Below are 25,700 nucleotides of genomic sequence, written 5' to 3'. Positions count from 1 at the left end.
CATACATCGCATGGTCTCGGGTAGCCGCGCCGCCATGGCTCCACCGATTCGGAACGACAGAAACACATCACAGACCGGAACCACGCGCCGATCGCTGCTCGCGGGGGTGGCGGCGCTCGGTGCGCTGGGGGCCGCCGGCTGCTCGCGGGTGGCCACGGCCTCGACGACGGACGGCGGTGATCTGCTGGAACGGATGAAGGCGGCGGGGGTCGTACGGCTCGGTATCGCCGGTGAGATCCCGTTCGGCTACATCGACAGGAACGGCGAGCTGACCGGTGAGGCGCCCGAGCTGGCCAAGGCGGTCTTCAAACGGCTCGGGGTGGACCGGGTCCAGCCGGTGCCGACGGAGTTCGGCTCGCTCATACCCGGGCTGAACTCCCAGCAGTTCGACGTCGTCGCCGCCGGGATGTACGTCAACCCCGAGCGGTGCGAGCAGGTGATTTTCGCCGACCCGGACTACCAGATGCTCGACTCCTTCATCGTCCGCAAGGGCAACCCCAAGGGGCTGCACGACTACAAGGACGTCGTCGAGAAGAAGGCCAAGTTCGCCACCGGGACCGGCTATGCGGAGATCCAGTACGCCGTGGACGCGGGGTACAAGGAGAGCGACATCCTGATCGTCCCGGACCAGGTCGCCGGGCTCAACGCCGTCGAGGCGGGCCGGGCCGACGTGTTCGCCGGTACGGCCCTCACCACCCGTGAGGTGGTGAAGAAGTCCGCCAAGGCCGAGGCCACCAAGGCCTTCGCGCCCCTCGTGGACGGCAAGCCGCATGTGGACGGCGGCGCGTTCGCGTTCCGGCAGACCGAGACCAGGCTGCGGGACGCCTTCAACGTGGAGCTGCGGAAGCTGAAGAAGAGCGGGGAGCTGTTCCGGATCCTCAAGCCCTTCGGGTTCACCGAGGCCGAGATGACCGACCTCACGGCCAAGGAGCTCTGCGGCGGATGACCTCAGGACTCTGGGACCTCGTACTCAAGGGCGTGTGGGTCACCGTCCAACTCCTCTTCCTCAGCGCGCTGCTGGCCGGTGCCGTCTCCTTCGTGGTCGGCGTCGCCCGCACGCATCGGCTGTGGGTCGTGCGCTTCCTCGCCGGCTTCTACACCGAGGTGTTCCGCGGGACGTCCGCGCTGATCATGATCTTCTGGGTGTACTTCGTGCTGCCGCTCGCCTTCGGCTGGCAGCTGGTGCCGCTGTGGGCGGGCGCGCTGGCGCTGGGGCTGACGTACGGCGCGTACGGCTCCGAGATCGTGCGCGGCGCGCTGAACTCGGTGGACCCGGCGCAGAAGGAGGGCGGGATCGCGCTCAGCTTCACGCCCTGGCAACGGCTGCGGCTGATCCTGCTCCCGCAGGCGGTGCCGGAGATGATCCCGCCGTTCTCCAACCTGCTCATCGAGCTGCTGAAGGGCACCGCGCTGGTGTCGGTCATCGGCATGGGCGACCTGGCGTTCAGCGGGAACCTGGTGCGGCTCGCGCTCCAGGAGAGCGCGGAGATCTACACGTATCTGCTGGTCATCTACTTCGTGATCGCCTTCGCCCTGACCCGGGTGATGCGCGGTCTGGAGAAGAGGCTGAAGGCCGGGGTCGGCGGGACCCCGGCGCGCGGGAACTCCCCGCAGCAGGAGCTCAAGCGGGCCGAGACGACCGGCGTCGGTGCCTCGTCCTCGGGAGGTGTTCTCGGATGAAGTGGGACTGGGGAGCGGTCGGCGACTTCATGCCGCAGTTCTGGGACGGTCTGCTGGTCACCCTGCAGGCGCTGGCCCTCGGCTCGGTGATCTCCTTCGCGCTCGGGCTGGTGTGGGCGCTGCTGATGCGGGCGCCGACCCGTTGGGTGACCTGGCCGGTGGGCGCGGTCACCGAGTTCGTGCGGAACACACCGCTGCTGGTGCAGCTGTTCTTCCTCTTCTACGTGCTGCCCGAGTGGGGCTTCACGTTCTCGGCGCTGACCACCGGCGTCTTCGCGATCGGCCTGCACTACTCGACGTACACCATGCAGGTCTACCGGGCCGGTATCGAGGCGGTGCCGGTCGGCCAGTGGGAGGCCGCGACGGCGCTGAACCTGCCGGTGACCAGGACGTGGCGGGTGGTGATCCTGCCGCAGGCGATCCGCCGGGTCGTGCCGGCGCTCGGCAACTACGTGATCGCGATGCTCAAGGACACGCCGCTGCTGATGGCGATCACCGTCCTCGACATGCTCGGACAGGCGCGGCTCTTCTCCCAGGAGCACTTCCAGTTCACCGAGCCCCTGACCGTCATCGGCGTGGCCTTCATCCTCATCTCCTATCTGGCCTCCCTCCTCATGCGAGCCCTGGAGCGACGTCTTGTCCACTGACATTCAGCCCGAGAACAACCCCACCGACCATCGCGCTCCCGGTGAGCTGATCCGTCTGGAACAGGTCACCAAGCGGTTCGGGGACAACACCGTCCTGGACCACCTGGACTTCTCCGTCGAGGCCGGAAAGCACGTCACCCTCATCGGTCCCTCCGGGTCGGGCAAGACCACGATCCTGCGGCTGCTGATGACGCTGACCAAGCCCGACGAAGGGATCATCACCGTCGACGGGCAGCGGCTGTTCCCGGCGCCGGAGAAGCAGGTCCGTGAGGTCCGCAAGCAGATCGGGATGGTGTTCCAGCAGTTCAACCTGTTCCCGAACATGTCGGCGCTCCGGAACATCACCGAGGCTCCGGTCACCGTGCTCGGCATGTCCAAGGACGAGGCGGAGGCACGCGCGCGTGAGCTGCTCGACCTGGTGGGGCTGGCGGACAAGTGCGACGCCCGTCCCTCCCAGCTCTCCGGCGGCCAGCAGCAGCGGGTGGCGATCGCGCGTGCGCTGGCCATGCGGCCGAAGGTGCTGCTGCTCGACGAGGTGACCTCCGCGCTGGACCCGGAGCTGGTCGCGGGCGTGCTCGACGTGCTCCGGGACATCGCCCGCACCACCGACATCACGATGCTCTGTGTGACCCACGAGATGAATTTCGCCCGGGACATCTCGGACCAGGTTCTGATGTTCGACTCGGGGCGGATCATCGAGGCCGGGTCGCCGGAGAAGATCTTCAGCGAGCCGGAGCAGGACCGTACGCGGGAATTCCTGAGCGCGGTGCTCTGAGTACAAGGGGTGAAGGCACCGATCCGCGAGGTAGGGGCGCTGGCGCTTGACTTTGGCATATGCCAGCGGGTCAGCGCCCCTGCTGAGAGGGATGGAATCTCGTCAACAGGCCCCCACTTCAAGCAGCTTGCCCGTTATCGTGGTAGGGATCGCTGTCCGGAATACGGCCCAACTGTAGAGCGACTTAGCGAGCGCAGGGGGAACCACCGTGGCGCTGAAGCACGAGCCGACCGCGCCGTACCACTCGGCCCAGGACGCCCTGCGCGTCCTGGAGACAGTGGCGCGGCACACCACCGGAATCACCGACGCCCAGCTCGCCAAGCACACCAGCATCGAACCGGAGCGGCTGACCACCCTCCTTCGTATGCTGCGCCGCGAGGGGTACGTCGAGCAGGTCGCCGACGGCGCGTATGTCACGGGCGACGCCCTGACCCGCCTCGGCTCCGCCCACGACCGTGACCAGGCGCTGCGCGAGACGCTCCAGCGCACGCTGGACCGGCTGCGCGACTCGGTCGGCGCGGCCGTGTATCTGAGCCGGTATGTCGACGGCGAGGTGAGGATCGCCCAGTACGCCGACGGGCCGTCGATGCCGGTGGTCAACGAGTGGGTGGACTTCCGCTACTCGGCGCACGCCACGGCGATCGGCAAGAGCCTGCTGGGCCAGCTCGACCACAACAGCCGGCGTGACCACCTCTCCCGCCACAAGATGGCCCGCCTCACCTCCAGGACCATCACCAGCGACAAGCTGCTGCTGTCCCGCCTGGAGTCCCAGCCGCCCACCGTCCCCCACCTAGATCTCCAGGAGTACGCGGTGGGCACGGTCTGCGCTGCCGTCCCCATCACCGCGGGCTCCTCGGTGGGCTGCCTGGCCCTCTCACTCCCGGTCGAGCACGCCCACCGGCTCCGTCAGGCGGCGGACGCCCTGAACCGCAACGCGGCCCCCGTCCTCCTCAGCCTGGCCATCTGACCCCCCTACCCACCGGTGGTCAAAAGCACCCCTCAGCACCGGGTAGTATTTTCTCTGTCGCCAGCCACGGGGAACAAAACCCGAGGTCGGCGAGGGTCATGCGCCGCTAGCTCAGTTGGTTAGAGCAGCTGACTCTTAATCAGCGGGTCCGGGGTTCGAGTCCCTGGCGGCGCACCTCAGAAGGGCCTCTCGTGGGAGCGAGGGGCCCTTCGAGCTTTTCCGTGTCGTTTCGGGTCAAGGGGCGGTACGTCGACTCGCCCGGTGGGCGCCACCAGACCCGGTCCGTGCAGTGGAGCCCCTCCCGCCTCAGCAGCGCTCGGTGGATCTTGTTCGTGGCTGTCACCGGCATCCGGTCCACGACCCGTACGAAACGGGGTGCCATCTTCGTGCCGAGGTCGGGCTGGGCCAGCAGGAACTCGGCGAAGGTGAGGGGGTCGAAGGTTCCCGCCAGCGCCGCCATCACCTGGTCCCCGGTCACCGGGTCCGGCACCGCGTACACGGCGACCGCGTCGGCCCCCTCGTACCGGGCGAGGATGTTCTCGATCATCGCGGCGGCCAGGTTCTCCCCGTCGACGCGGATCCGGTCGTCCGCGCGGCCGGCGAAGTAGAGGAAACCGTCGGCGTCCCGGCAGAACAGGTCGCCCGTCCAGTACCAGCCTCCCCATCTGCGCCGCTCCCGCTCCGCCTCCGGGTTGCGCCAGTAGCCCTCGAAGGGGTTCGGGGCCTGGTTGACCAGCTCCCCTATCGCCTCGTCCCCGTTGAGCAGCCGTCCCGCCGCGTCGAACACGGCCGCCGGGCACTCGTCCCGCGTCTCCGGATCGAGTACGACGAGACCGGGCCCCGCCCGCCCCACCGCCCCGGCCGGCGTCCCCGGCGACCACTGCACCGCCGCCCCGCCCTCCGAGGACCCGTACCCCTCCACCAGCCGCACCCCGAACCGCCGCTCGAAGGCCGCCGCGTCCACCGCCCCCGCCTCCGTGCCGAAGCCCGTCCGGAGCGGGTTGTCCCGGTCGTCCTCGCGCTCCTCGGTCGCGAGGACGTACTGGATGGCCCGGCCCACGTAGGTGAAGTACGTCGCCCGGTACCGGCGTACGTCCCCCAGGAACCCGGACGCCGAGAACCGCCGCCGCAGCGCGACCCCCGCCCCCGCCGCGAGCGCGGGCGCCCAGTCGGCGATCACCGCGTTGCCGTGGAACATCGGCATGCAGACGTAGTGCACGTCGTCGGCGCGGACCCCGAACTGGTCGGCGAGCGAACGCCCCGCGGCGGCCAGCCGGCCCTGGGAGCAGATCGCCGCCTTCGGTGCGCCGGTCGAGCCGGAGGTGAAGTAGAGGAGGAGGCGGTCGCCCGGAGTGGCCCGGGAGGGGTCGGGGCGGGCGTCCGCGTACGGGGCCAGCAGGGCCTCGTACTCCTCGGAGTCCGTCGACAGCTTGGTCACGCCGGGGAGTTCGAGGTCCTTGAGGAGCGGTTCGTAGGCCCGCTCGGTGATCAGCAGGCGGCACTCGGTGTGCAGGATGTCCCGGGCCAGTTCGGGGCCGCGGCGGGTGGGGTTGACGCCCGCGACGGCGGTACGGGCCAGGGCCGCCGCGCTCAACCACAGGGGGTATTCAGGGGTGTTGTCGAGGAGGACGCCGATGTTCCCGGCGCCGGGCGGGAACAGGTCGGCCAGCAGCGCGGCACGAGCCGCGGCGCCGGCCGCCATGTCGTGGTGCGTGAGCGTCCGCTCCTCGCACCACAGCCCGGCCCGGTGGTCCCCCCACCGTTCGGCGACGAGCTCGGCGACCGTGCGCACCTTGGACTCCATGGCCGCGCACGGTAGTTGATGGACCGTCAGATGTGGAGGGGCGTCACGAAGCCGTCGTCACGGAGTCATCGTCACGCCGTCCACGACGACGACGTTGGTCGTGTCGTCCCCGTCGTCGCCGAAGCCGAACTCGTCCGACATCTGGCTGAACGTGACCATGAAGACGATGCAGAAGCCCGCGACCACCCCGAAGAAGGCCAGGACACCGATCGTGGACGCCGCGAGCACGGTCCGGCGCGGGGCCTTGGCCGTGGCGACGACGGTGGCGCCCTCGGCGTAGTACACGGTGACGAAGTCGCCCTCCAGGATCGTCCCCGGGCCGTCCTCCTCCTCGAAGCGGACGGTACGGCCGTCGCGGGCGGTGAACTCGAAGACGTGGTGCAGCGTGCTGTGCACCGAGGTGTCGCCGCTGCCGCCGTGGGTCGTGGTGTACATCCGCAGACAGCGGGCCTCGGCCGTCAGCCCGCTGTTCCAGGCCCGCCGGATCTGCATCGCGCGGCGCAGCACGCGGTACGCGGCGAACAGGACCAGGGCCAGGATGAGGCCGGGTACGAGGTAGAAGAAGACGTCCATGGTGTTCCCCCGAGTTCTGAGTGCTGGTCGCGTGGGGAACGTACCCGCCGGTAGGGGCGCAGTTGCTCAAGCGATGCTCAGAGTTCGGGCAGGGTCGCCCAGACGTACAGGAGCACGAGGACGGCCGCCCCGATGAAGAGCAGTCCGAAGACCGTGCCGGCCATGTCCTTGCCCGGCTGGGGTTCGGACGCCGTGGCCTTCTCGGGGTCGGCGGGGGCGTAGTGGACGAGGACCTCCTCGCCCGCCTCCCGGTCCCGGGGGCCGCCGCTCTCCTTGAAGCGGACCGCGACGCCGTCGCCCGTGGTGTAGTCGTACTCGTGCCACTGCACGCGCCGGGCCACGTTGTTGACCATCTGGGTCGTGGCCCAGGCGCGCACCACCCTCGCCGTGGCGGTCAGCCCGCTCTCCCAGGCGGCCCGCCGCTCCCTGGTCCGGCGCACGAGCGCGTACCCGCCCCAGATCAGGAAGGCGATCAGCAAGGGCATCACTATGTTGAAGAAGGAGTCCACGGACAGCGGACCCTACCCGAGCGAAGATCGACGCGATGGATCAGAAGGTGACGTCCGAGCAGGCGTAGAACGCGTTGCCCGTGTCGGCGACCGTCCATACCGCGAGGATCACGTGGTGGCCGCTCAGCCCGGACGGCAGGGTGCCGCTGTGGGAGAGGGTGGACGGCGGACGCTGACCGTTGTAGGGGACGGTCAGGAACGGGGTGAGGTTGAGGTCGGAGCGGGCCAGGTTGTGGTTCTGGTTCCAGCCCGCCTTGGTGACGTAGTACTTGAAGTCGGTGGTGGCGTGCATGGCCGTGAACTGCCAGCGGAACGTGTAGCTCTGGCCGCCCGTCACCTTCGTGGTCGGCCAGGCGCCGCCGGACGGCTTGGTGGGCGAGCTGAGCTGGCTGAAGCGGCTGACGCCGCCGTTGCATATCGTGCCGTCGGCCGGTCCGGAGCCGGGGAAGCCCTTGGGGCCCTCGACGCTCTGCGGCTCCCACTGGATGTCGCCGCAGTTCGTCACGGTGCCGTTCTGACAGAGCTTCTGCCGGCTGATGGGCAGGTCGGTGTAGCCGTGGCCGCTGGCGCCGCCGGAGGAGAGCACGAGGGCTCCGGCCGTGCTCAGGCCGAGCACGGCGGCGTACCACTTGGTCTTTTTGCGCATGCTGCCGCTCCCTGGAGAACGTGGGGGAAGTTCAGTGAGGAGGTTCAGTGAGCTGTGCAGGTCTAGACCAAGTCCCAGATTATTGCCGCTACTTGAGCATGTCCAGACCAATCACTGACCCGTCTCCCCGCGCCCCGCGCAGAACGCCACCGTCAGGTCCTTGACCAGCGCCTTGCGTTCGTAGTCGTCCAGCTCCACCAGGCCGCGCATGGTCAGCCGGGTCACCGTGTCCTCCACCGAGTCCACGACCGAGGTCAGCACGGTCGCCCGGTGCTGGGCGTCCAGCGCGGCGATCCGGCGGCGGTGCATCGCGGCGGCGACCTCCGGGGCGTACTCCACCCGTACCGGCTGCACGGAGAACACCTCCAGGCCGACCGGCGCCGCGTCCGCCGCGACCAGCCGGGTCAGCGCGTCGGTCGCCGAGTCCACCGACGTCCGTGCCGAGCCCGGCGGCTCCACCGGCACCCGCACCAGGGCCGCCTCCACGCACTCGCGCAGATAGCCCTCGTGGTCCTCGACGCCCAGCGTGGCCCGCGCGGTGTCGCGCACCCGCCACACCACGAGGACGACCACCCGCAGCGCGACCCCGTTGCCGTCCGCGGCCGGCATCGGCTCACCGCGCCAGTGCCGCAGCCGTACGTCGACCCGGCGGCGCAGCAGCAGCGGGTTGACCCACATCAGGCCGGTGCGCCGGACCGTGCCCCGGTAGCGGCCGAACAGCCCGAGCACCCAGGCCCGCCCGGTCCGCCCGCGGGCCAGCCCGCCGAACCCGAAGAGGCCGAGCGCACCCGCTCCCGCGTAGGCGGCCCACTGCACCGGGCCGAGTCCCGCGCCCGCGTACTCCGGCAGCCTGAGCGCCTCCACCGCGAGCGTCGGCAGCGCGCCCGCCCACCAGGAGGTCGCCACACAGCCCGCCACTCCGCAGGCGCCGGCGAGCACGCCCGCCGAGCCCGGCAGCACCCGTGCGGGCCGTTCGGCCAGCTCGGGGTCGACCTGCGGGGCGGAGCGCGGCGCGGGCCGGCCCGGGCGCCGGAAGCGGGGCTGCTCGCCGGTGCCCTGGCGGCGTCCGACGACCGCGGGGCTGAGCGGAACGGCCCCGGTCTCGGGGTCGTCGCGGAACAGCAGATGAACGGGGATCTCGGTGGTCGCCTCGTTCTGGATCAGCCGGGTGGGCCGGGAGACCCCTGTGGTCTCGGTGGGTCCCTCGGGCTCTTCCGTGGATGGGGTGATGGTGCTCATGCGTGCCTCCAGCCTCCGCGCCAGAAACGTCATGACAGTGGATGGGGTGTTGCGGGAACGGTCACTTGGTCACTTGAAGAGCCGCCGCCAGGTCTCCGGCCCCGGATAGCCGTCCGCCGCGCCGCCCCGCCAGCCCTGGGCGCGCTGGAAGGCCTCCACGGCCCTGCGGTCCGCCTCGCCCCAGCGGGGTCCCGGACCGGTCGTGTACGCCTTGCCGAATCCCTTCTTCACCAGCTGCTTGCCGAGCTGGGTGACGTACTTGTTGTGGGCGCCGGGCCGGAACATGGCCCGCCCGGGATAGCCGGGAACGCCGTGGGACGAGGGGGAGGGCGCCGGCGGTCCGGCCGCGCCGGTCCGGATGTCGTTGCCCTTGCCCGTCACCAGCAGCGTCCAGGTCTGCGGCCCCGGCAGCCCGTCGGCGTCCCGGCCCGTCCAGCCCTGTGCCTGCTGGAAGGCCTGGGTGGCACGCCGGTCGGTGTCCGTCCAGCGCGGCCCCGGACCCGAGGAGTAGAAGCGCCCGGCACCCCGCTCGACGAGCAGGCGGCCGAGCTGGGTGACGTACTTGTTGTTGGCGCCCGGACCGAAGTAGGCGGCGCCGGGGAACGGGGTGGCGAGCGGTTCGGCCGGCTTGTCGCTGCCCGCCGTACCGGCCACGAGCCCCTTGTAGCGGTAGGCGGTGTAGCGGGCGGAGTTGCTCCAGTACGCGTACGGGGTGGCCTGCTTGCGGGCGCGCGGCGGGGTCTCCTCGTAGGCGATGTAGTAGGTGTGCGTGTAGTCGGTCCAGCCGCCGAAGATGACGACGTGCGAGCCCTTCTCGGGGTCGGCCGGATTGTGGAAGAGCAGGATGTCGCCGGGCTGGAGATCGTCCTTGGCGATCTGTACGCCGTACTGGTCGAGGCTGCCGGTCCACTCGTTGCCCGGCAGGCTCCAGGCCATGGAGACGAAGCCGGAACAGTCCTGGCGGTAACCGTCGGTCCAGTACTCGTACATGCTGTACGGCACCTGCGCGGCGACCCAGGTCTTGGCCCGCTTGATGATCGCGGCCCGGGTGGTGGCCGGGGCCTTGACCCCGGCGGGTTTGCCGCCCGGGCCGTGCAGCGGGGCCTTGTCGCCCTGGGGGGTGTCGGGCTCGTCGGCCCCGGGGAGGTTCGGGCGGTCGGGGGCGTGGGGGGCGGCGAAGGCGGGGGCGGCCTGGGTCACGCCGAGGGCCGCACCGGCCGTCGCGGCGAGGACGACGGCTCGGTGGGCCGCGGGGTGGCGGCCGGTGCGGGAAGGGGGCAGTACGCGCCTCCAGTGAACGCATCCGGGGCAGTCGCAGTCGCTCGCGGGATCGAACTCCTCGAAAACTGGTTCCTTGGATCCCGGAGCCTCCATGCGATTCCCCTCACCCTCCAGATGGAAATGTCCGCGACTGTGCACATTCGTCAGTTTCTCAACTGTCGTCCGGACGCGCATGTTGACGGTCCGAATGATGTACGTCCGCGACTCCGCCCCAGGTGGGAGCACCGGGCATGGTCAAAACCACCCTCCACCATCCGGTAGAGTTCTCCGGGTCAGCAGGCGCCGCTAGCTCAGTTGGTTAGAGCAGCTGACTCTTAATCAGCGGGTCCGGGGTTCGAGTCCCTGGCGGCGCACAGACAGCGAAGGCCCTCCGTGCACACGGGGGGCCTTCGGCATGGAGCGGGGGCCCGATTGAACCGGACGGGCCCATGCGCCGTATGGGGCGGCGGCATCTCGCGCGCGGCTGTCCACAACAGCTCCACACTCTTCCCACCGGTGCCACAATGAACGCGTATGACCGGTAAACACCGCGTTTCGCATCTTGCGATCATGCCTGGCACCGTAGAAACCTGGTTTTCAACATGCTGCTGATATGCGGCAGTTGGGGGGCACGGAGCCGGTTGCCGATACGGACGGGGTGAGGGGCCGCGTCCAGCACGAGATGCCGAGGGGGGCATCATGCAACCGGAAGGTCGCAGTTCCATGTCTATTGGTATGGAGAATGTGGTGACTGCGGCCCACCACTGATACGTCTGTGAAGGTCGAGGGGGACTCGAGCAGACGTAAGGAACCGACACAGCACGCGACGACACGCGCGTGTGGGGGGATGACTCATGACGTCGACGCCGACGGGCGCCCGGCAGAACTTCGACCCGTCTCAGACCACCCAGCTCAGGGTGGCCTCACAAACCCGGACCGGCACCTTCCGCCGGATCAAGAAGACGCTGCCGAAGTACGACTACGAGCACTACAGCCGGCTGGCCGGACCCCTCACCCAGCCGGACCCGACCAAGCCGTACAAGGTGCAGTACCGCTCGCTGATCTCGCAGGAGCCGCACCGCATACGGGTCGCCCTGATGCTGGCCGCCGCGCCGGTGCTCTCGCTGGTCCTGCTGTTCTGGCTGCTCCAGCCCGAGCACTGGACCGAACGCGACTACCCCGCCTTCGACTTCCTGCCGGCCCTCGACATCGTCATGCTCGTCTCGATCGGCCTGATCGAGTTCTTCCGCTGCATGAACGTGCTGTCCAACGCGCACGCCACCCTGGTCGCCCGCGACCCGATCCCGGTGGTGCCAGAGACCGGCACGAGAGTCGCGTTCCTGACCTCCTTCGTGCCCGGCAAGGAGCCGCTGGAGATGGTGACCAGGACCCTGGAGGCGGCCGTCAAGCTGCGCCACCGGGGTCTGATGCATGTCTGGCTGCTCGACGAGGGCGACGACCCCGAGGTCAAGGAGGTGTGCGCCCGGCTCGGCGTACGCCACTTCTCGCGCAAGGGCGTCGCGCAGTGGAACCAGGCCAAGGGCCCGCACCGCGCCAAGACCAAGCACGGCAATTACAACGCCTGGCTCGACGCGCACGGCGACGACTACGACTACTTCGCCTCCGTCGACACCGACCACGTCCCGCTGCCCAACTACCTGGAGCGGATGCTCGGCTTCTTCCGCGACCCGGACGTCGGCTTCGTCATCGGCCCGCAGGTCTACGGCAACTACGACAACTTCGTCACCAAGGCCGCCGAGTCCCAGCAGTTCCTCTTCCACGCCCTCATCCAGCGGGCCGGAAACTACTACGGCGCCCCGATGTTCGTGGGTACGTCGAACGCCGTACGGATCAGGGCGCTCAAGCAGATCGGCGGTCTGTACGACTCGATCACCGAGGACATGGCCACCGGCTTCGAGATCCACCGCCACAAGAACCCGGCGACGGGCCGCAAGTGGCGCTCGGTCTACACGCCGGACGTGCTCGCGGTCGGTGAGGGCCCGAGCGCCTGGACGGACTTCTTCACCCAGCAGATGCGCTGGTCGCGAGGGACGTACGAGACGATCCTGAAGCAGTACTGGAAGGGCTGGTACTCACTGCCGCCCGGCAAGCTCTTCAACTACACGATGATGATCATCTTCTACCCGATGTCCGCCCTCAACTGGATCCTCGCGGCCATCAGTTGCGCGCTCTTCCTGGGCCTCGGCGCATCGGGTGTGAACATCGACCCGACCGTGTGGCTGATGCTCTACGGCAACGCCTCCGCGCTCCAGATCGGCCTGTACGTCTGGAACCGCCGCCACAACGTCTCGCCGCACGAGCCGGAGGGCTCCGGCGGTGTGGCCGGCATGGTGATGTCCGCGCTGTCCGCGCCGCTGTACGCCAAGGCCCTGATCGACTCCGCGCTGCGCAGGAAGAGCAAGTTCGTCGTCACCCCCAAGGGCGACTCGGCCAGCCCCGACCGCTGGTTCGCGACCTTCCGCTACCACTGGTACTTCATCGCCATCTTCGGCGGCTCGATCGCGGCCGGCTTCGTCTACGGCCACTCCCACCCCGCGATGATCACCTGGGCCATCTTCGCCATGCTGATCACCGCGACCCCGATCTTCGTCTGGCGGCACATGCTGCGCCAGGAGAGGAAGCGGCCCGCGACGCCGCCGCAGGACCCGGCGGTCCCGTCGGCCCAGCAGCAGTACCAGCCGCAGCCGCTGCCGACCACTCCGCACGCCCCGGCGCAGAAGCCGACCTGGGCCGCCTCCGGGCCGGACGGCGGAGGCAACGACCAGACCATGCAAATTGCCCTGGGTGGACTTGGGGGACGTAAGGAATGAACGACCAGGCCGGACGCCGCCGTGCCCGTCGCCTCGCGATCGGCACGGTGGTGGTACTCGCACTGGCCGGGATGAACGGTCCGTGGCTCTATCGCTTCGGCACCGAGAAATACCACCAGTACCAGATCAACAAGCCGGAGTACAAAGCCGAGAACGGCAAGTGGGAAGTCGTCGAGTTCCCCGAGGAGTACCGGCTCAACACCATCCACGCGGCGCTGCTGCGCACCGGCAAGGTGCTGCTCGTCGCGGGCTCCGGCAACAACCAGGACAACTTCGACGCCAAGAAGTTCGACACCCGGATCTGGGACCCGGTCAAGGGCACCATCAAGAAGGTGCCCACCCCCAGCGACCTGTTCTGCACCGGCCACACCCAGCTGGCCAACGGCAATCTGCTGATCGCGGGCGGCACCAAGCGGTACGAGAAGCTGAAGGGTGACGTCACCAAGGCCGGCGGCCTGATGATCGTCCACAACGAGAACCCGGACAAGCCGATCACCCTCCCCGCCGGCACGAAGTTCACCGGCAAGGAGAACGGCATGACGTTCGTCTCCAAGGACTCGGTCATCGTGCCCCGCGCGAAGAAGAACTTCGACAAGGCGACCGGCAAGTTCCTCGGCAACACTCCCGGCATCTACCGGGTGTACGTGGAGGCGCAGAAGTCCGGCGAGAAGTACGCGACCGGTACGCAGGACAACTACCGCATCCAGGGGCTGTCCGGCACCGACGCGCGCAACACCTACGGCATAGCCCAGAAGCTCGCCCTGGACAAGAAGGACTTCCAGGGCATCCGGGACGCCTATGAGTTCGACCCGGTCGCCGAGCGGTACATCAAGGTCGACCCGATGAACGAGGCCCGCTGGTACCCGACGCTCACCACCCTGAGCGACGGCAAGATCCTCAGCGTCTCCGGTCTCGACGACATCGGCCAGCTGGTGCCGGGCAAGAACGAGGTCTTCGACCCGAAGACCAAGAAGTGGACCTACCTCGACAAGACCCGGCAGTTCCCGACCTACCCCGCGCTGTTCCTCATGCAGAACGGCAAGGTCTTCTACTCGGGGTCGAACGCGGGCTACGGACCGGACAACGTCGGCCGCGACCCGGGCATCTGGGACGTCGACACCAACAAGTTCACCAAGCTGACCGGGCTCGGCGACGCGAAGCTGATGGAGACCTCCGGCACGGTGCTGCTGCCGCCCGCGCAGGACGAGAAGTTCATGGTGGTCGGCGGTGGTGGGGTCGGCGAGTCCGACCAGTCCAGCAACAAGACCCGGATCATCGACCTGAAGGACGACGACCCGAAGTTCGTGGACGGTCCGACGCTGGAGAAGGGCACCCGCTACCCGAGCTCCTCGATCCTGCCCGACGACACCGTGCTGGTGTCGGGCGGCTCGGAGGACTACCGCGGGCGCGGCGACTCCAACATCCTCCAGGCGCGGCTCTACCACCCGGACACCAACACCTTCGAACAGGTGGCGGACCCGCTGGTGGGCCGGAACTACCACTCCGGCTCGCTGCTGCTGCCCGACGGCCGGGTGATGTTCTTCGGCTCGGACTCGCTCTACAGCGACAAGGCCAACACCAAGCCGGGCAAGTTCGAGCAGCGCATCGAGATCTACACGCCGCCGTACCTGTACCGGGACTCGCGGCCCTCCCTCTCGGGCGGTCCGCAGACCATCGAGCGCGGCGGGGAGGGGACGTTCACCTCCCAGCACGCCTCGACGATCAAGAAGGTGCGGCTGATCCGGCCGAGCGCCTCCACCCATGTCACCGACGTCGACCAGCGCTCCGTCGCGCTGGACTACAAGGTGTCCGGGGACAAGATCACGGTGACGGTGCCGAAGAACAAGAACCTGGTGCAGTCGGGGTGGTACATGCTGTTCGTCGATGACGATCAGGGGACGCCCAGCAAGGCGCAGTGGGTCAAGGTTCCCTAGTCCGTACGTGGTTGAGGGCGCCCGCCGATGGTCTGGTGGGCGCCCTCTTCGTCGTAAGGGCTACTTGCTCGCCTTCGCGAGGCCGAGCGCGTACTCCGCCCACCACTGGCCCGCCTTCGGGCCGCCCTTGCACTCGCCGTCCGACTCGCCCGGCCGCTTGACCCAGACGTAGGCGTCCACCAGCCCGTCCGCCGTCTTGGTGGTCGGGGTCTCGCCGAGGGCGCGGCCGGGTGGGTTGCACCAGCGTTCGTCGGCCTTGCCCTCGGTGTAGGGGCCGTTGCCGTTGCGGCTGGTGTCGATGACGAAGTGCTTGCCGCCGACCTTCCCGGAGAGCTGCTTGCCGTAGGCGATGGAGTCGGCGGTCGAGTAGAAGTTGGAGACGTTGACCGAGAAGCCGTCGGCGCGCTCCACGCCCGCCCACTTCAGCGGCTCGAAGATCTGGTCCGGGTGGCCCCAGCCCGCGTTGCCCGCGTCGAGGTAGACCTTGGTGTTCTTCAGGGACTTGAGCTTGTCGACGGCGCCGCCGAGCAGGTCGTAGCGCTCCTCGTGGAACTCGTCCTGGGTGCAGCCGTCGACCAGGTGCAGGACCGCGTCCGGCTCCAGGATCACCGTCGCCGGGCGGTCGCCGATGCCCGCGGCCACGCCGTCGATCCAGCTCCGGTAGGCGTTGCCGTCGGCGGCGCCGCCCTGGGAGTACTGGCCGCAGTCGCGGTGCGGGATGTTGTAGAGGACCAGAAGGGCCGTGCGGTCCGCCTTCGCGGCGGCCTCGGTGAAGCCGCGGGCCTCCTGCTCGGGGTTCTCCGGGCCGATCCACTCGCCGGTCGGCTGCTCGGCGATCTTGCGGATCTGTTCGGCGTCGGTCTTCTTGCCCGCCTTCTCGTACTCGGCGACCTGCTGGGCCGCGTTGCCGGCCGGGTTGACCCAGAACGGGTCGGTGCCCTTGGGCTGTTGAGTGATCCGGGCGCCGGAGCTGTCCTCCGGATCGTCCTTGTCCCCGGACGAGGAGCATCCCGCGATCAGCAGCGCCGCCCCCAGCACCATCGCGGACGTCCTCGCTCCGGCCCCCCTCATGCCGTACATGCAGCTCCCCCTCGGGTGCACTGGTCCAAGTCTCAATCCTGACATAGGTGTCGTGGGGCACACGAGATCGCCCAGGCCTTGTCGGGGAGCTGTTACAGCGCCCATGGTCGGGGCAGGCGCGCGCTCACGGGGGCGGGCCGGGAGGGGAAGGGAGTGCGCGCACATGCACCACACCACCCGGGAACTCCGGCTGGCGGCGGCGCTGGTGGAGGCGGCCGACACCCTCGCCGACGGCTTCGACGCCGGGAACCATCTGCAACGTGTGTCCGACCACTGTGTGGAGCTGCTGGCCGCGCGGGCCGCGGGGGTCATGCTGGTCGACGCCGGGCAGGCGGTGTCCTTCGCCGCGAGCAGCGAACGGCGGGAGGTGGCGCTGGAGCTGCTCCAGTCGCAGCACACCGGCGGGCCCTGCCTGGACAGCTACGAGTCCGGCGAGCCGGTGGAGCCCGTCTCCATCCGGGTGGCCCACGCGGCCGCCCGCTGGCCCGAGTTCACCGAGCGGGCGCTGCGCCATGACATCGTCGCGACCTTCGCGGTCCCCTTACGCCGTCACGAGACGCTGTTCGGCGTGCTCAACGTGTTCGTGCCGACGCTGCCGGACCGGCCGCCCCCGCCCGCCTCGCAGACCGCCGGTAGGACGCCCGCCTTCGCGTCGGAGGTGCTGGTGGCCCAGGCGCTCGCCGACGCCGCGGCCGTCGGGCTCCAGCACCATCGCGCGTACACGCGGTACCGCACCCTGTCCGCGCAGTTGCAGGAGGCGCTCTCCAGCCGGGTGCGGATCGAGCAGGCCAAGGGCATGCTCGCCGAGCGCTGGGGTGTGCGGGCCGACGAGGCGTTCGTGGCGCTGCGCCGGTTCGCGCGCCGGCACCGCCTTCCCCTCGACCAGGTGGCAAGCGCTGTCATCGACCGGGCCGTGGACGACGCCGCGTTGCGTGCGGCGGACGGCGGATCCCCCGGCGGGACCGCGTAGCACCCGTACGACCTGGCCGGATGACAGAGCGCCGTCAGCCTCTGACTTGGCGTCAATCTCCCTCTAGGCCGGGGCGCTCATACGTTCTAGAGTCTTCCCCAGAAGGCCCCAGCCCCCGGCCTGTCGTCCACCCACCCATGGCTGATGCAGCCTCCCGCGTCGGACGCCGGGTTACTCCCGCAGCCCGTGCGCGCGCGGTTGAGGACCAGCCCGGTCGGCGGCTTCGGGGGGAGCGGGCCGTCGACCGGGCCAGGTGCCCCAGGTCGTGTCCGCGAAGTCCCGTCGTCCGCCGGGAGGGCGGGCGGGCGGCGTCAGGTGCGTGCTCTCGGCGTGCCGGGCGGCTCCCGGCAGGCGGGACTTTGCGGACACGGCCTAGAGACCGGTGCCCGTGAGGTAGGCCGAGACGATCACGTTCGCGGTGTAGCTGCGGCTGGCCCGGTCGAAGGTGCCGCCGCAGGTGATCAGCCGGAGTTCGGCGCGCCCCGTCTGCCGTGACCCGTAGGCCTGCCGGGCGTCGAAGTGGTCGCGGGCGACGACCTGGACGTCGTCGACGGTGAACTCGGCGACCCTGCCGTCGTCCCGGATCACCCTGACCGTCTGGCCGGGTTTCATCGTGCTGATCTTGTAGAAGACGGCGGGCCGGGTCTCGGTGTCCACGTGTCCCACCAGCAGCGCGGTCCCGGCCGCCCCGGGCCGTGTCCCGCCCTCGTACCAGCCGACGACACCCGCCTGGTCGTACGGCGGTGGATCGATCGCCCCGGCCGTATCGAGCCCGCGGGCGACCACGGGCGCCTGCACCCCGAGCCCCGGGATGTCGACGCGCTGCGGCCGGGCGGCGGCGAGGGGATGCGCGGCGGGCGGCAGCTCCACGTCGGGCGGCCGGCCGACTGCGGCCACGTCGCCGGTGGTCGGCGCGGATATCCCGTGCCGTACGTCGGTGACCTCGCGCCCCCACATCCACAGCCCGAGGAGCAGCAGCGCCCAGGCCACGCCGGTCAGCAGTCGGCCGGAGGTGCGGGTGCCGCGGTCGGTGGAGTCGGTCTGCTCGGACATGACGGTCAGTCGCTTCCGCGGCCCCGCCGGGACCTGCGCAGCGCCACCGCCGTCGCCGCGACCCCGGCCAGCACCAGGCCGGTCACGGCGTGCGCGGTGCCGGGTCCGGTGGCGGAGGCGAGATGCTGCGCGGTACCGCCGCCGCCCGCGTGGACGGGGGCGACGGGGGACGCGTACGGCGAGGGCCGGGTGCCGTCCTCCATGGGAGAGGGCGGGGCGCCCTCCTCCACCACGGTCAACGCTCCCTTACGGGACACGTCCCCGCAGCTGATCCTGACGTCGTAGCTGCCGGCCTTGAGCTCGGCACGGACCCGGGTCTCGCCGACGAGGGTGCCGTCGGCGCCCGTCAGGCGCACCTCGGCGACGAACGCCGCGGAGACCGCCGTACCGGTTCTGCTGCTCGCGCAGCCGCTCACCCGCAGGGCCACGTCGGTGCCTGGGGCGGGGGACGACGGGGTGACCGCGACGCCACCCCCGTCCGCCGCGTAGGCCGCCGGGGTGAGGAAGGCGACGCCGAGGAGTCCGGCACAGAGAGTGAGACGTAGTGAGCCCATCGTGAAACCTCCAGATATCTGGAGACTCCCCCCGTCATGGCGCTCCCGCATCCTCAGGGGGCCGTCGCTGCTCCGAATGGGGTGGATTCGGTCGGGGAGGGGTTTCGCGGGGCCGTTGCATACCATGGCCGTCCAGCAGATCGAGAGCGTAGGAGTCCGCGCCCATGACAGAGCTCAAGCCCATCGAGTCGTGGCTGACCGACATGGACGGCGTCCTGATGCACGAAGGCGTGCCGATCCCCGGCGCGGACGCCTTCATCAAGAAGCTGCGCGACTCCGGCAAGCCGTTCCTCGTCCTGACGAACAACTCCATCTACACGGCCCGCGATCTGCACGCCCGCCTCAACCGCATAGGACTTGAGGTGCCGATCGAGAACATCTGGACCTCGGCCCTGGCCACCGCGCGGTTCGTCGACAGCCAGCGGCCCAACGGCACGGCCTACGTGATCGGCGAGGCCGGTCTCACCACGGCCCTGCACGAGGCGGGCTACATCCTCACCGACTCCGACCCCGACTTCGTGATCCTGGGCGAGACGCGCACGTATTCCTTCGAGGCCCTCACCAAGGCGATCCGGCTCATCAACGCCGGTGCGCGCTTCATCGCCACCAACCCGGACAACACCGGCCCCTCGCACGAGGGCGTGCTGCCCGCCACGGGCTCGGTGGCGGCGCTGATCACCAAGGCGACGGGCAAGGAGCCGTACTTCGTCGGCAAGCCGAACCCCCTGATGATGCGCACGGGACTGAACGCCATCGGTGCGCACTCCGAGTCCAGCGCCATGATCGGCGACCGGATGGACACCGATGTGCTGGCCGGCCTGGAGGCCGGGATGACGACGTTCCTCGTGCTGACGGGCCTGACGACCGAGGCGGACATGGACCGGTTCCCGTTCCGGCCGACGAAGGTGGTCGACTCGATCGCGGACCTCGTCGACCTCGTCTGACCCACCCCGACCCCTCAGCGGCGCCTGCGGGCCACCAGCAGCGCGGCGCCGCTGACCAGGAGTGCGACGGCAGCGGCGACGGCGGGGCCGGCCGGGCCGAGCCCGGTGCGGGCGAGTTCCTCGACGTACGGGAGACCGTCGCCCCCTGTCACCGGCCGGCCCTCCGGGTCGGTACTGGCGCCGGTGCCGGCCTCGACGTCGGTGCCGACGCCACTATCGGTATCGGTATCAGTACCGGTCTCGGTGTCGGTGTCTGTGTCGTCGGCGACGGCGAACCGGTAGTCGTTGGACTGGCCGACCCAGTCACCGTCGTCGTTGTGGCGTTGTACGACGGCCGCGTTGACGGTCACCTGGTTCGGTACGGCGTCCGAGGTGAGGGCGAGGCGCACCTTGACGGTGACGGTCCTGCCCGGTCCGACGGTGAGGCCGGCGCCGCCGAACGCGCCGACGAGTTCGTCCTCGTCGGTGGTCTCAAGACGGACGGGCCGCGGTCGGCCCCTGTCATAGAACTCCAGCCGGGGCTGCCCGGCCTTGAGGGCGTGTTGCTTGTCCACGAGGACGACGACCGGGTGGATGTCCGTGCAGGTGCGGGTGGTGGTGTTGGTGAGGTCCAGATACCAGGTGCCGTACCCACCGCCGGGCGCGTAGGCGGCGGGGCCGCCGTGGATACGGGTGGCGAGGGGGAAGGCGCGGGGGTCGGGAGCGTCGCAGGCGGGGGCGGCCTGGGTGGGGGTGGCGTGAGCTGGGGTGAGAGGTGCGAGAAGGGCGGCTGTCGCGGCGAGCGGGAGGACGAGGGACGAGAACAGTCGCATAAACACATGACCATGACGGGTGGGGGCGGCTTACGGGGGGTGCCGCTCCGCGCGGGGGCGGAATCCCGCCCGATCGGCGGGGGCGGGGGGTGGGCCGGGGGGGCCGGGGGGGCCGGGGGGGCCGGGAGCAGGGGGTCGGAGCCGGGAGACGGGGCCGGGAGCAGGCGGTCGGGGTCGGGAGACGGGGCCGGGGTCGGGGGTCTGGGTGGGGAGCCGGGGCCGGGGTCGGGGGTCGGGCCGGGGGCCAGGGCCAGGGAGCCAGGGCCGGGGGCCGGGGCCGAGGGCCGGGGGCCGGAGGCCGGGGTCACGGGTTGGGACCGGACCGGCGGAGTGAGCCATCCCCCCGGCCGACGAGCGAAGACAGCCGGGTCAGCCGATCAGCTCGGCCGACGACTGAAGCCGGCTCCGTCAACCGTTCCCCCGGCCCACAACCGACACCAGCCCCACCAGCCCTCCACCCAGCCCACAACCGACACCAACCCCACCAGCCGATCAGCTCCGCCAACAAGCGAAACCAACCTGGCCAGCCGATCAGCTCAGCCGACGACCGAAGCCGGCCCGGTCAACCGTCCCCCCGGCCCACGACTGAAGCCAGCCCCACCGGCCCTCCGCCCGGCCCACAACCGACACCAGCCCCACCAGCCCTCCGCCCGGCCCACAACCGACACCAGCCCCACCAGCCCTCCACCCGGCCCACAACCGACACCAGCCCCACCAGCCCTCCACCCGGCCCACAACCGACACCAACCCCACCAGCCCTCCACCCAGCCCACAACCGACACCAACCCCACCAGCCGATCAGCTCCACCGACAAGCGAAACCAACCTGGCCAGCCGATCAGCTCAGCCGACGACCGAAGCCTCGGAGCCGTTCCATCCGCGATAGCGGTAGTGGACGACCGGCCCGGTCAACCGGCCGCCCGGCCGAACAGCGGGGCCAGCAGCAGTTGGGCCGCGCCCTCCGCGACTCCCCGCACCCCGCCGGGAGCGACCCGCACCGGCACGGCCCCCGCACCCCGGGCCCGCTCCTCCAGCACCGCGCGCACCCCGCCCACGAACGCCTCCGGCGCCGAGGTGACCGTACGGCCGCCCAGCAGTACCAGGTCGATGTCCAGGAGACCGACCAGGTTCGCGGCGCCGACACCGAGCACCCGTGCCGCCCCGGCCAGGTCCCCGCGCCCCACCGCGCCCAGACACAGGGCCTCGATGCAGCCCCGGTCACCGCACCCGCACACCGGCCCGTCCAGCTGGACCACCTGATGCCCGAACTCACCCGCACCGGTGCGGGCCCCCCGGTGCACCACCCCGCCGATGACCAGCCCGGCGCCGAGACCGGTCCCGAGATGCAGGTAGGCGAAGGAGGCACCCGCGTCCGCGACCGCCAGCCCCAGCGCGGCGGCGTTGGTGTCCTTGTCCACGACGACCGGCGACCCGAGCCGCTCCGCGAGCGCGTCCCGCAGCGGAAACCCGTCCCACTCCGGAAACCCCGTGACCCGGTGCAACACACCCCGCACATGATCGAGCGGCCCGGGCAGCGCCACGCCCACCCCGAGCACGGACGCCACCGCCCCGGCCAGCCCCTCCACCACCCGGGCCACCCCCTCCACGACCGCCCGCGCACCCGCCCCCAGGTCCATCGGCACGCACCGCTCCCCCACCACGGCCCCGTCCAGATCGACCAGCACCGCCCGCAGCTCGTCCCGGTCCAGATGGACGCCGATCGCATGCCCGGCCCCGGGCACCAGCCGCAGCACCGTGCGCGGCTTGCCCCCGGTCGACGCCCGGCGCCCCGCCTCCGCCGCGAGGCCCTCCTCCCGCAACCGTCCGGTGATCTTGCTGACGGCCTGCGGGGTCAGCCCGGTGCGCTCGGCGAGTTCGAGCCGGCTGATGCCGTCGCCACCGGCGGTGCGCAGCAGGTCCAGCACCAGTGCGGTGTTGTGGCTGCGCAGAGCCGGAAGGTTGGCGCCGACGTTCGTCCTGTTCACGCCCTCCATTTTCCCCTGTGCTTGCACTTTGGCAACAGCGTTGCGAAAGTGGGAGTCATGACACGTACGACTCCTGGCACCCCCGGTACTCCTGTCAGCCCCGGCGCCCCCCTCCGCGTGGGCCTCATCGGATACGGCCTGGCAGGCTCCGTCTTCCACGCCCCGCTGATCGCGGCCACCGAGGGCCTCGTCCTCGACACGGTCGTCACCTCGAACCCCGAGCGCCAGCAGCAGGCCCGCGCCGAGTACCCGGACGTACGCGTCGCCGCGACCCCCGACGAGCTGTTCGAGCGCGCCGGCGACCTCGACCTGATCGTCATCGCCTCCCCCAACAAGACGCACGTCGCGCTCGCCACGACCGCCCTGAAGGCCGGCCTCCCGGTCGTCGTCGACAAGCCCGTCGCCGGCACGGCGGCCGAGGCGCGCGAGCTGGCGGCCCTCGCCGAGGAGCGCGGCCTGCTGCTCTCCGTCTTCCAGAACCGCCGTTGGGACAACGACTACCTGACGCTCCGCAAGCTCCTCGACGAGGGCGCCCTGGGCGACGTATGGCGGTTCGAGTCGCGCTTCGAGCGGTGGCGGCCGCAGCCGAAGGGCGGCTGGCGGGAGTCCGGCGACCCGGCAGAGATCGGAGGTCTGTTGTACGACCTCGGCAGCCATGTCGTCGACCAGGCGCTCGTCCTCTTCGGCCCCGTGACCTCCGTGTACGCCGAGTCGGTCATCCGGCGGGCCGGCGCCTCCGTCGACGACGACACGTTCATCGCCCTCACCCACGCGAACGGCGTCCGCTCCCATCTCCACGTCTCCTCGACCACCGCCCAACTCGGCCCGCGCTTCCGGGTGCTGGGCTCAAAGGCGGGGTACGTGAAGTACGGCCTCGACCCCCAGGAGGCGGCCCTGCGGGACGGCAAGCGGCCGGGTACGGAGAAGGACTGGGGCCTGGAGCCCGAGTCGCTGTGGGGTCGCGTCGGCTCCGGAGAGTCCCCGCTGACCAGCGGCGGACGCCCCGAACCGACCCTCCCCGGGGACTACCCCGCTTACTATGCGGCCGTGGCGAAAGCCCTGCTCGACGGCGGCCCCAACCCGGTGACCGCGCTTGAGGCGGCCGCCGCCCTCGACGTACTGGAGGCGGCCCGCCGTTCGGCCCACGACGCAGTGGTGGTGAAGCTGTGACGCACAACACCGAGCTGACCCCGAAGTTCCATCCGGAACTGACCCCGCCGATCGAGGAGTTGGAGGCCCAGGAACGCCGTCTGGTCTTCCGCCGGTTCACCCATGACGACGCCTGGGCGCTGGGCTCCCTGCTGGTCGACCTGGCCCGTGAGCGCCAGGCGCCGGTCGCGATCGACATCCACCGCGCCGGCCAGCAGCTCTTCCACGCCGCCCTGCCGGGTTCCACCCCGGACAACGACGCCTGGATCGCGCGCAAGCGCCGGGTGGTCGAGCGCTACAACTCCGCGTCCTACCTGGTGGGCGCCCGCTTCCGCGCCAAGGGCACGACGTTCGAGGACAGCTCCCGCCTGGACCCGGACGAGTACGCGGCCCATGGGGGTTCGTTCCCGATCACGGTGGAGGGCGTAGGGGTCGTGGGCGCGGTGACGGTGAGCGGCCTGCCGCAGCTCCAGGACCACAAGTTCGTGGTGGAGGCGCTGGAGGAGTTCCTGAGCAAGGATCAGTAGATGCCCAGGGGCGCGGGGAACTGCGCGGCCAGCCACGAACCACCCGCAGCCGCCACCCAACCCGCGCCCCACCCCCTTAGGCGTCCTTGAACTCCTGCCGCTGCCGCCCCAGCCCCTCGATCTCCAGCTCCACCACGTCCCCCGCCCGCAGGAACGGCTTGGGATCAGGCGCCCCCAACGCAACCCCCGCGGGCGTCCCCGTGTTGATGACATCGCCGGGGTACAAGGTCATGAACTGGCTGACGTACCGCACCACTTCCGCCACCGGGAAGATCTGCTCGGCGGTCGTGCCGTCCTGCTTCAGCTCCCCGTTGACCCACAGCTTGAGCGACAGGTTCTGCGGGTCGGGAACTTCATCGGCCGTCACCAGCCACGGCCCCAGCGGATTGAACGTCTCGCAGTTCTTCCCCTTGTCCCACGTCCCGCCGCGCTCCAGCTGGAACTCCCGCTCGGACACGTCGTGCGCGACCGCGTACCCGGCGACATGCCCGAGCGCGGCCTCCGCCGACTCGACATAGCGGGCCGTGCGCCCGATGACGACGGCCAGCTCGACCTCCCAGTCGGTCTGCACCGACCCGCGAGGGACCAGCACCGTGTCGTTCGGACCCACGACGGTGTCGGCCGCCTTGAAGAAGATCACGGGCTCGCCGGGCGGCTGGGCTCCGGTCTCGCGGGCGTGGTCGTGGTAGTTCAGGCCGATGCAGACGATCTTGCCGATCCGGGCGAGCGGCGGTCCAATCCGCAGCCCGGTCGGGTCCAGCGCGGGCAGCGTGCCCGCCTCGGCCGCGGCCCGGATCCGGCCCAGCGCGTCGGCGTCGGCGAGCAGCGCTCCGTCGAGGTCGGGGACGACTCCGGAGAGGTCCCGCAGGACACCCTCGCCGTCGAGCAGCGCGGGCGTCTCCGCTCCCGCCGTACCGACTCGCAGCAGCTTCATGATCACAATCTCCCTCGATCGCGGGGCGCCCTCCGACGGGTGCAGCCATCGGATGACTGGTCGATCCTCCAAGGTCGACGTCCCGTCCGCAATACCCGGTTCACGGACTGGACCCCGAGCGCCGCCGGGTCAGCGGTAGAGCACCGCCCGCTCCACCGCGCTCCAGGTCGTACTGGTCACGACGTACAGCGCCGCCGCCAGCGGCACCACCGCCACGGTGAACAGCGTGAAGAAGGACATGAACGGCATGACCTTGGTCATCGCCCCCATGCCGGGCACGGCCTCCCCGTCGGCGACCGGCATCACCGGACTCGCGGCCATCGTGCGCCTGGTGCGCCGGTAGTTGAACGCGGCGACGACCGCGACGAGCGCGAACAGCCCGGCGTACACCAGCCCCGCACCCCCGAGCATCCCGCCGTCACCGAGCGCGTCGGACCAGCGGCCGCCGAGGGGCGCGGCGAACAGTTCATGGGTCAGCAGCGGGTTCGTGGTGTTGGAGAAGAGGTGGTAGAGGAGGAAGAAGGCGGGCATCTGGAGCAGGCTCGGCAGACAGCCGGAGAGTGGGGAGACCTTTTCCTCGGCGTGCAGTTCCAGCACCGCCTTCTGGAGCTTCTCGGGGCTCTTCGCGTGCTTCTTCCGCAGCTCGGCGATCTTCGGCTGGAGTGCGGTACGGGCCTTCTGGCCGCGGGCCGCCGCCCGGGACAGGGGGTGGACGAGGAGTCGTACGCAGGCGGTGAACAGGACGATCGCGCCGGCCGCGGCGGATGCGCCGAGCAGCGGGTGGAGCAGGTCGGCGAGGTGTTCGACCAGGGTGGCGAAGACGGACAT

At 70.3% G+C, this 25,700-nt stretch carries 24 protein-coding genes and 2 tRNA genes; 13 read left to right on the top strand and 13 right to left on the bottom strand.

The window, feature by feature from the left end:
- The first annotated feature begins 34 nt into the window (after positions 1-34).
- The 6 genes from ehuB (at position 35) to OG885_RS28445 (ending at position 4,243) form a co-directional block, all read left to right on the top strand.
- Positions 35-946 carry an ectoine/hydroxyectoine ABC transporter substrate-binding protein EhuB gene (gene ehuB, locus OG885_RS28470; RefSeq protein ID WP_405736608.1) on the top strand — a complete coding sequence of 304 codons (912 nt, stop codon included), beginning with the start codon at positions 35-37 and terminating at the stop codon, positions 944-946.
- Positions 943-1,680, top strand: a complete 738-nt coding sequence (gene ehuC / locus OG885_RS28465; RefSeq protein ID WP_405736605.1) for an ectoine/hydroxyectoine ABC transporter permease subunit EhuC — start codon at positions 943-945, stop codon at positions 1,678-1,680. Before ehuB ends, ehuC begins: the two co-directional genes overlap by 4 nt.
- Positions 1,677-2,327, top strand: coding sequence for an ectoine/hydroxyectoine ABC transporter permease subunit EhuD (ehuD, locus tag OG885_RS28460; protein ID WP_405736603.1), 651 nt, complete (start codon positions 1,677-1,679; stop codon positions 2,325-2,327). The genes ehuC and ehuD overlap by 4 nt, the downstream gene beginning before the upstream one ends.
- A complete protein-coding gene (ehuA, locus tag OG885_RS28455; protein WP_405736601.1) occupies positions 2,317-3,102 on the top strand; it encodes an ectoine/hydroxyectoine ABC transporter ATP-binding protein EhuA in 786 nt (261 codons plus the stop codon). Before ehuD ends, ehuA begins: the two co-directional genes overlap by 11 nt.
- Positions 3,103-3,310: 208 nt before the next feature.
- The gene (locus tag OG885_RS28450; protein ID WP_329338815.1) at positions 3,311-4,069 is read left to right on the top strand and encodes an IclR family transcriptional regulator C-terminal domain-containing protein; all 759 of its coding nucleotides are present in this window, start codon (positions 3,311-3,313) and stop codon (positions 4,067-4,069) included.
- Between the two features lie 100 nt (positions 4,070-4,169).
- Positions 4,170-4,243: transfer RNA gene (locus tag OG885_RS28445), tRNA-Lys, on the top strand.
- Here OG885_RS28445 and OG885_RS28440 read toward each other — a convergent pair.
- The 6 genes from OG885_RS28440 to OG885_RS28415 all read right to left on the bottom strand — a co-directional run bounded on the left by OG885_RS28440 (position 4,209) and on the right by OG885_RS28415 (position 10,214).
- On the bottom strand, positions 4,209-5,873 hold the full coding sequence (locus OG885_RS28440; RefSeq protein WP_405736598.1) for an AMP-binding protein: 1,665 nt from the start codon (positions 5,871-5,873) through the stop codon (positions 4,209-4,211). The two genes, OG885_RS28445 and OG885_RS28440, sit on opposite strands and share 35 nt — an antisense overlap.
- Before the next feature lie 57 nt (positions 5,874-5,930).
- The gene (locus OG885_RS28435) at positions 5,931-6,446 is read right to left on the bottom strand and encodes a hypothetical protein (protein ID WP_405736595.1); all 516 of its coding nucleotides are present in this window, start codon (positions 6,444-6,446) and stop codon (positions 5,931-5,933) included.
- Positions 6,447-6,523: 77 nt separating this feature from the next.
- Positions 6,524-6,955 (bottom strand): DUF3592 domain-containing protein, encoded by a 432-nt coding sequence (locus OG885_RS28430; RefSeq protein WP_405736592.1) that lies wholly within the window; start codon positions 6,953-6,955, stop codon positions 6,524-6,526.
- 40 nt (positions 6,956-6,995) lie between these two features.
- Positions 6,996-7,601, bottom strand: coding sequence for a lytic polysaccharide monooxygenase (locus OG885_RS28425; RefSeq protein WP_399961773.1), 606 nt, complete (start codon positions 7,599-7,601; stop codon positions 6,996-6,998).
- A gap of 111 nt (positions 7,602-7,712) precedes the next feature.
- Positions 7,713-8,840 carry an SPFH domain-containing protein gene (locus OG885_RS28420; RefSeq protein ID WP_405736588.1) on the bottom strand — a complete coding sequence of 376 codons (1,128 nt, stop codon included), beginning with the start codon at positions 8,838-8,840 and terminating at the stop codon, positions 7,713-7,715.
- 69 nt (positions 8,841-8,909) lie between these two features.
- On the bottom strand, positions 8,910-10,214 hold the full coding sequence (locus OG885_RS28415) for a peptidoglycan-binding protein (RefSeq protein WP_405736585.1): 1,305 nt from the start codon (positions 10,212-10,214) through the stop codon (positions 8,910-8,912).
- 186 nt (positions 10,215-10,400) lie between these two features.
- Between OG885_RS28415 and OG885_RS28410 the strand changes: the two genes are divergently transcribed.
- The 3 genes from OG885_RS28410 to OG885_RS28400 all read left to right on the top strand — a co-directional run bounded on the left by OG885_RS28410 (position 10,401) and on the right by OG885_RS28400 (position 14,865).
- Positions 10,401-10,474 (top strand) — tRNA-Lys (locus OG885_RS28410).
- A gap of 480 nt (positions 10,475-10,954) precedes the next feature.
- Complete coding sequence (locus OG885_RS28405; RefSeq protein WP_405736582.1) at positions 10,955-12,931, top strand: glycosyltransferase family 2 protein; 1,977 nt, start codon at positions 10,955-10,957, stop codon at positions 12,929-12,931.
- On the top strand, positions 12,928-14,865 hold the full coding sequence (locus OG885_RS28400) for a galactose oxidase-like domain-containing protein (protein WP_405736579.1): 1,938 nt from the start codon (positions 12,928-12,930) through the stop codon (positions 14,863-14,865). The genes OG885_RS28405 and OG885_RS28400 overlap by 4 nt, the downstream gene beginning before the upstream one ends.
- A gap of 60 nt (positions 14,866-14,925) precedes the next feature.
- Here the strand turns inward: OG885_RS28400 and OG885_RS28395 are convergent, their stop codons facing one another.
- Entirely contained in the window at positions 14,926-15,945 is a 1,020-nt protein-coding gene (locus OG885_RS28395; RefSeq protein WP_405736577.1) for a glycoside hydrolase family 6 protein, read from the bottom strand.
- A gap of 163 nt (positions 15,946-16,108) precedes the next feature.
- On the opposite strand from OG885_RS28395, the gene OG885_RS28390 reads away from it, so the two are divergent.
- Entirely contained in the window at positions 16,109-16,915 is an 807-nt protein-coding gene (locus OG885_RS28390; protein ID WP_405736574.1) for a GAF and ANTAR domain-containing protein, read from the top strand.
- Between the two features lie 372 nt (positions 16,916-17,287).
- Here the strand turns inward: OG885_RS28390 and OG885_RS28385 are convergent, their stop codons facing one another.
- Positions 17,288-17,968, bottom strand: coding sequence for a class F sortase (locus OG885_RS28385; protein WP_405736572.1), 681 nt, complete (start codon positions 17,966-17,968; stop codon positions 17,288-17,290).
- 5 nt (positions 17,969-17,973) lie between these two features.
- Positions 17,974-18,522: a hypothetical protein gene (locus OG885_RS28380; protein ID WP_405736569.1), complete on the bottom strand. Its 549-nt coding sequence runs from the start codon at positions 18,520-18,522 to the stop codon at positions 17,974-17,976.
- A gap of 164 nt (positions 18,523-18,686) precedes the next feature.
- Here OG885_RS28380 and OG885_RS28375 point away from each other — a divergent pair, with 164 nt between their 5' ends.
- Positions 18,687-19,466 carry an HAD-IIA family hydrolase gene (locus OG885_RS28375; RefSeq protein WP_399961757.1) on the top strand — a complete coding sequence of 260 codons (780 nt, stop codon included), beginning with the start codon at positions 18,687-18,689 and terminating at the stop codon, positions 19,464-19,466.
- 14 nt (positions 19,467-19,480) lie between these two features.
- On the opposite strand, the gene OG885_RS28370 is transcribed toward OG885_RS28375, so the two are convergent.
- Entirely contained in the window at positions 19,481-20,278 is a 798-nt protein-coding gene (locus OG885_RS28370) for a hypothetical protein (protein ID WP_405736566.1), read from the bottom strand.
- A 907-nt stretch (positions 20,279-21,185) separates the two neighbouring features.
- Positions 21,186-22,271, bottom strand: coding sequence for an ROK family protein (locus OG885_RS28365; RefSeq protein WP_405736563.1), 1,086 nt, complete (start codon positions 22,269-22,271; stop codon positions 21,186-21,188).
- A gap of 48 nt (positions 22,272-22,319) precedes the next feature.
- Here OG885_RS28365 and OG885_RS28360 point away from each other — a divergent pair, with 48 nt between their 5' ends.
- A complete protein-coding gene (locus OG885_RS28360; RefSeq protein WP_405736560.1) occupies positions 22,320-23,432 on the top strand; it encodes a Gfo/Idh/MocA family oxidoreductase in 1,113 nt (370 codons plus the stop codon).
- Positions 23,429-23,938: a heme-degrading domain-containing protein gene (locus OG885_RS28355; RefSeq protein WP_405736557.1), complete on the top strand. Its 510-nt coding sequence runs from the start codon at positions 23,429-23,431 to the stop codon at positions 23,936-23,938. Before OG885_RS28360 ends, OG885_RS28355 begins: the two co-directional genes overlap by 4 nt.
- Before the next feature lie 76 nt (positions 23,939-24,014).
- Here the strand turns inward: OG885_RS28355 and OG885_RS28350 are convergent, their stop codons facing one another.
- Positions 24,015-24,872, bottom strand: coding sequence for a fumarylacetoacetate hydrolase family protein (locus OG885_RS28350; protein WP_399961750.1), 858 nt, complete (start codon positions 24,870-24,872; stop codon positions 24,015-24,017).
- Positions 24,873-25,001: 129 nt separating this feature from the next.
- Positions 25,002-25,700: a YidC/Oxa1 family membrane protein insertase gene (locus OG885_RS28345; RefSeq protein ID WP_405736553.1), complete on the bottom strand. Its 699-nt coding sequence runs from the start codon at positions 25,698-25,700 to the stop codon at positions 25,002-25,004.

It is taken from the genome of Streptomyces sp. NBC_00028, from assembly GCF_045041065.1.
Lineage (GTDB): Bacteria > Actinomycetota > Actinomycetes > Streptomycetales > Streptomycetaceae > Streptomyces.
Note: the sequence above shows the minus strand (reverse complement) of the source record. Positions and strands in the feature narration are given on the sequence as shown.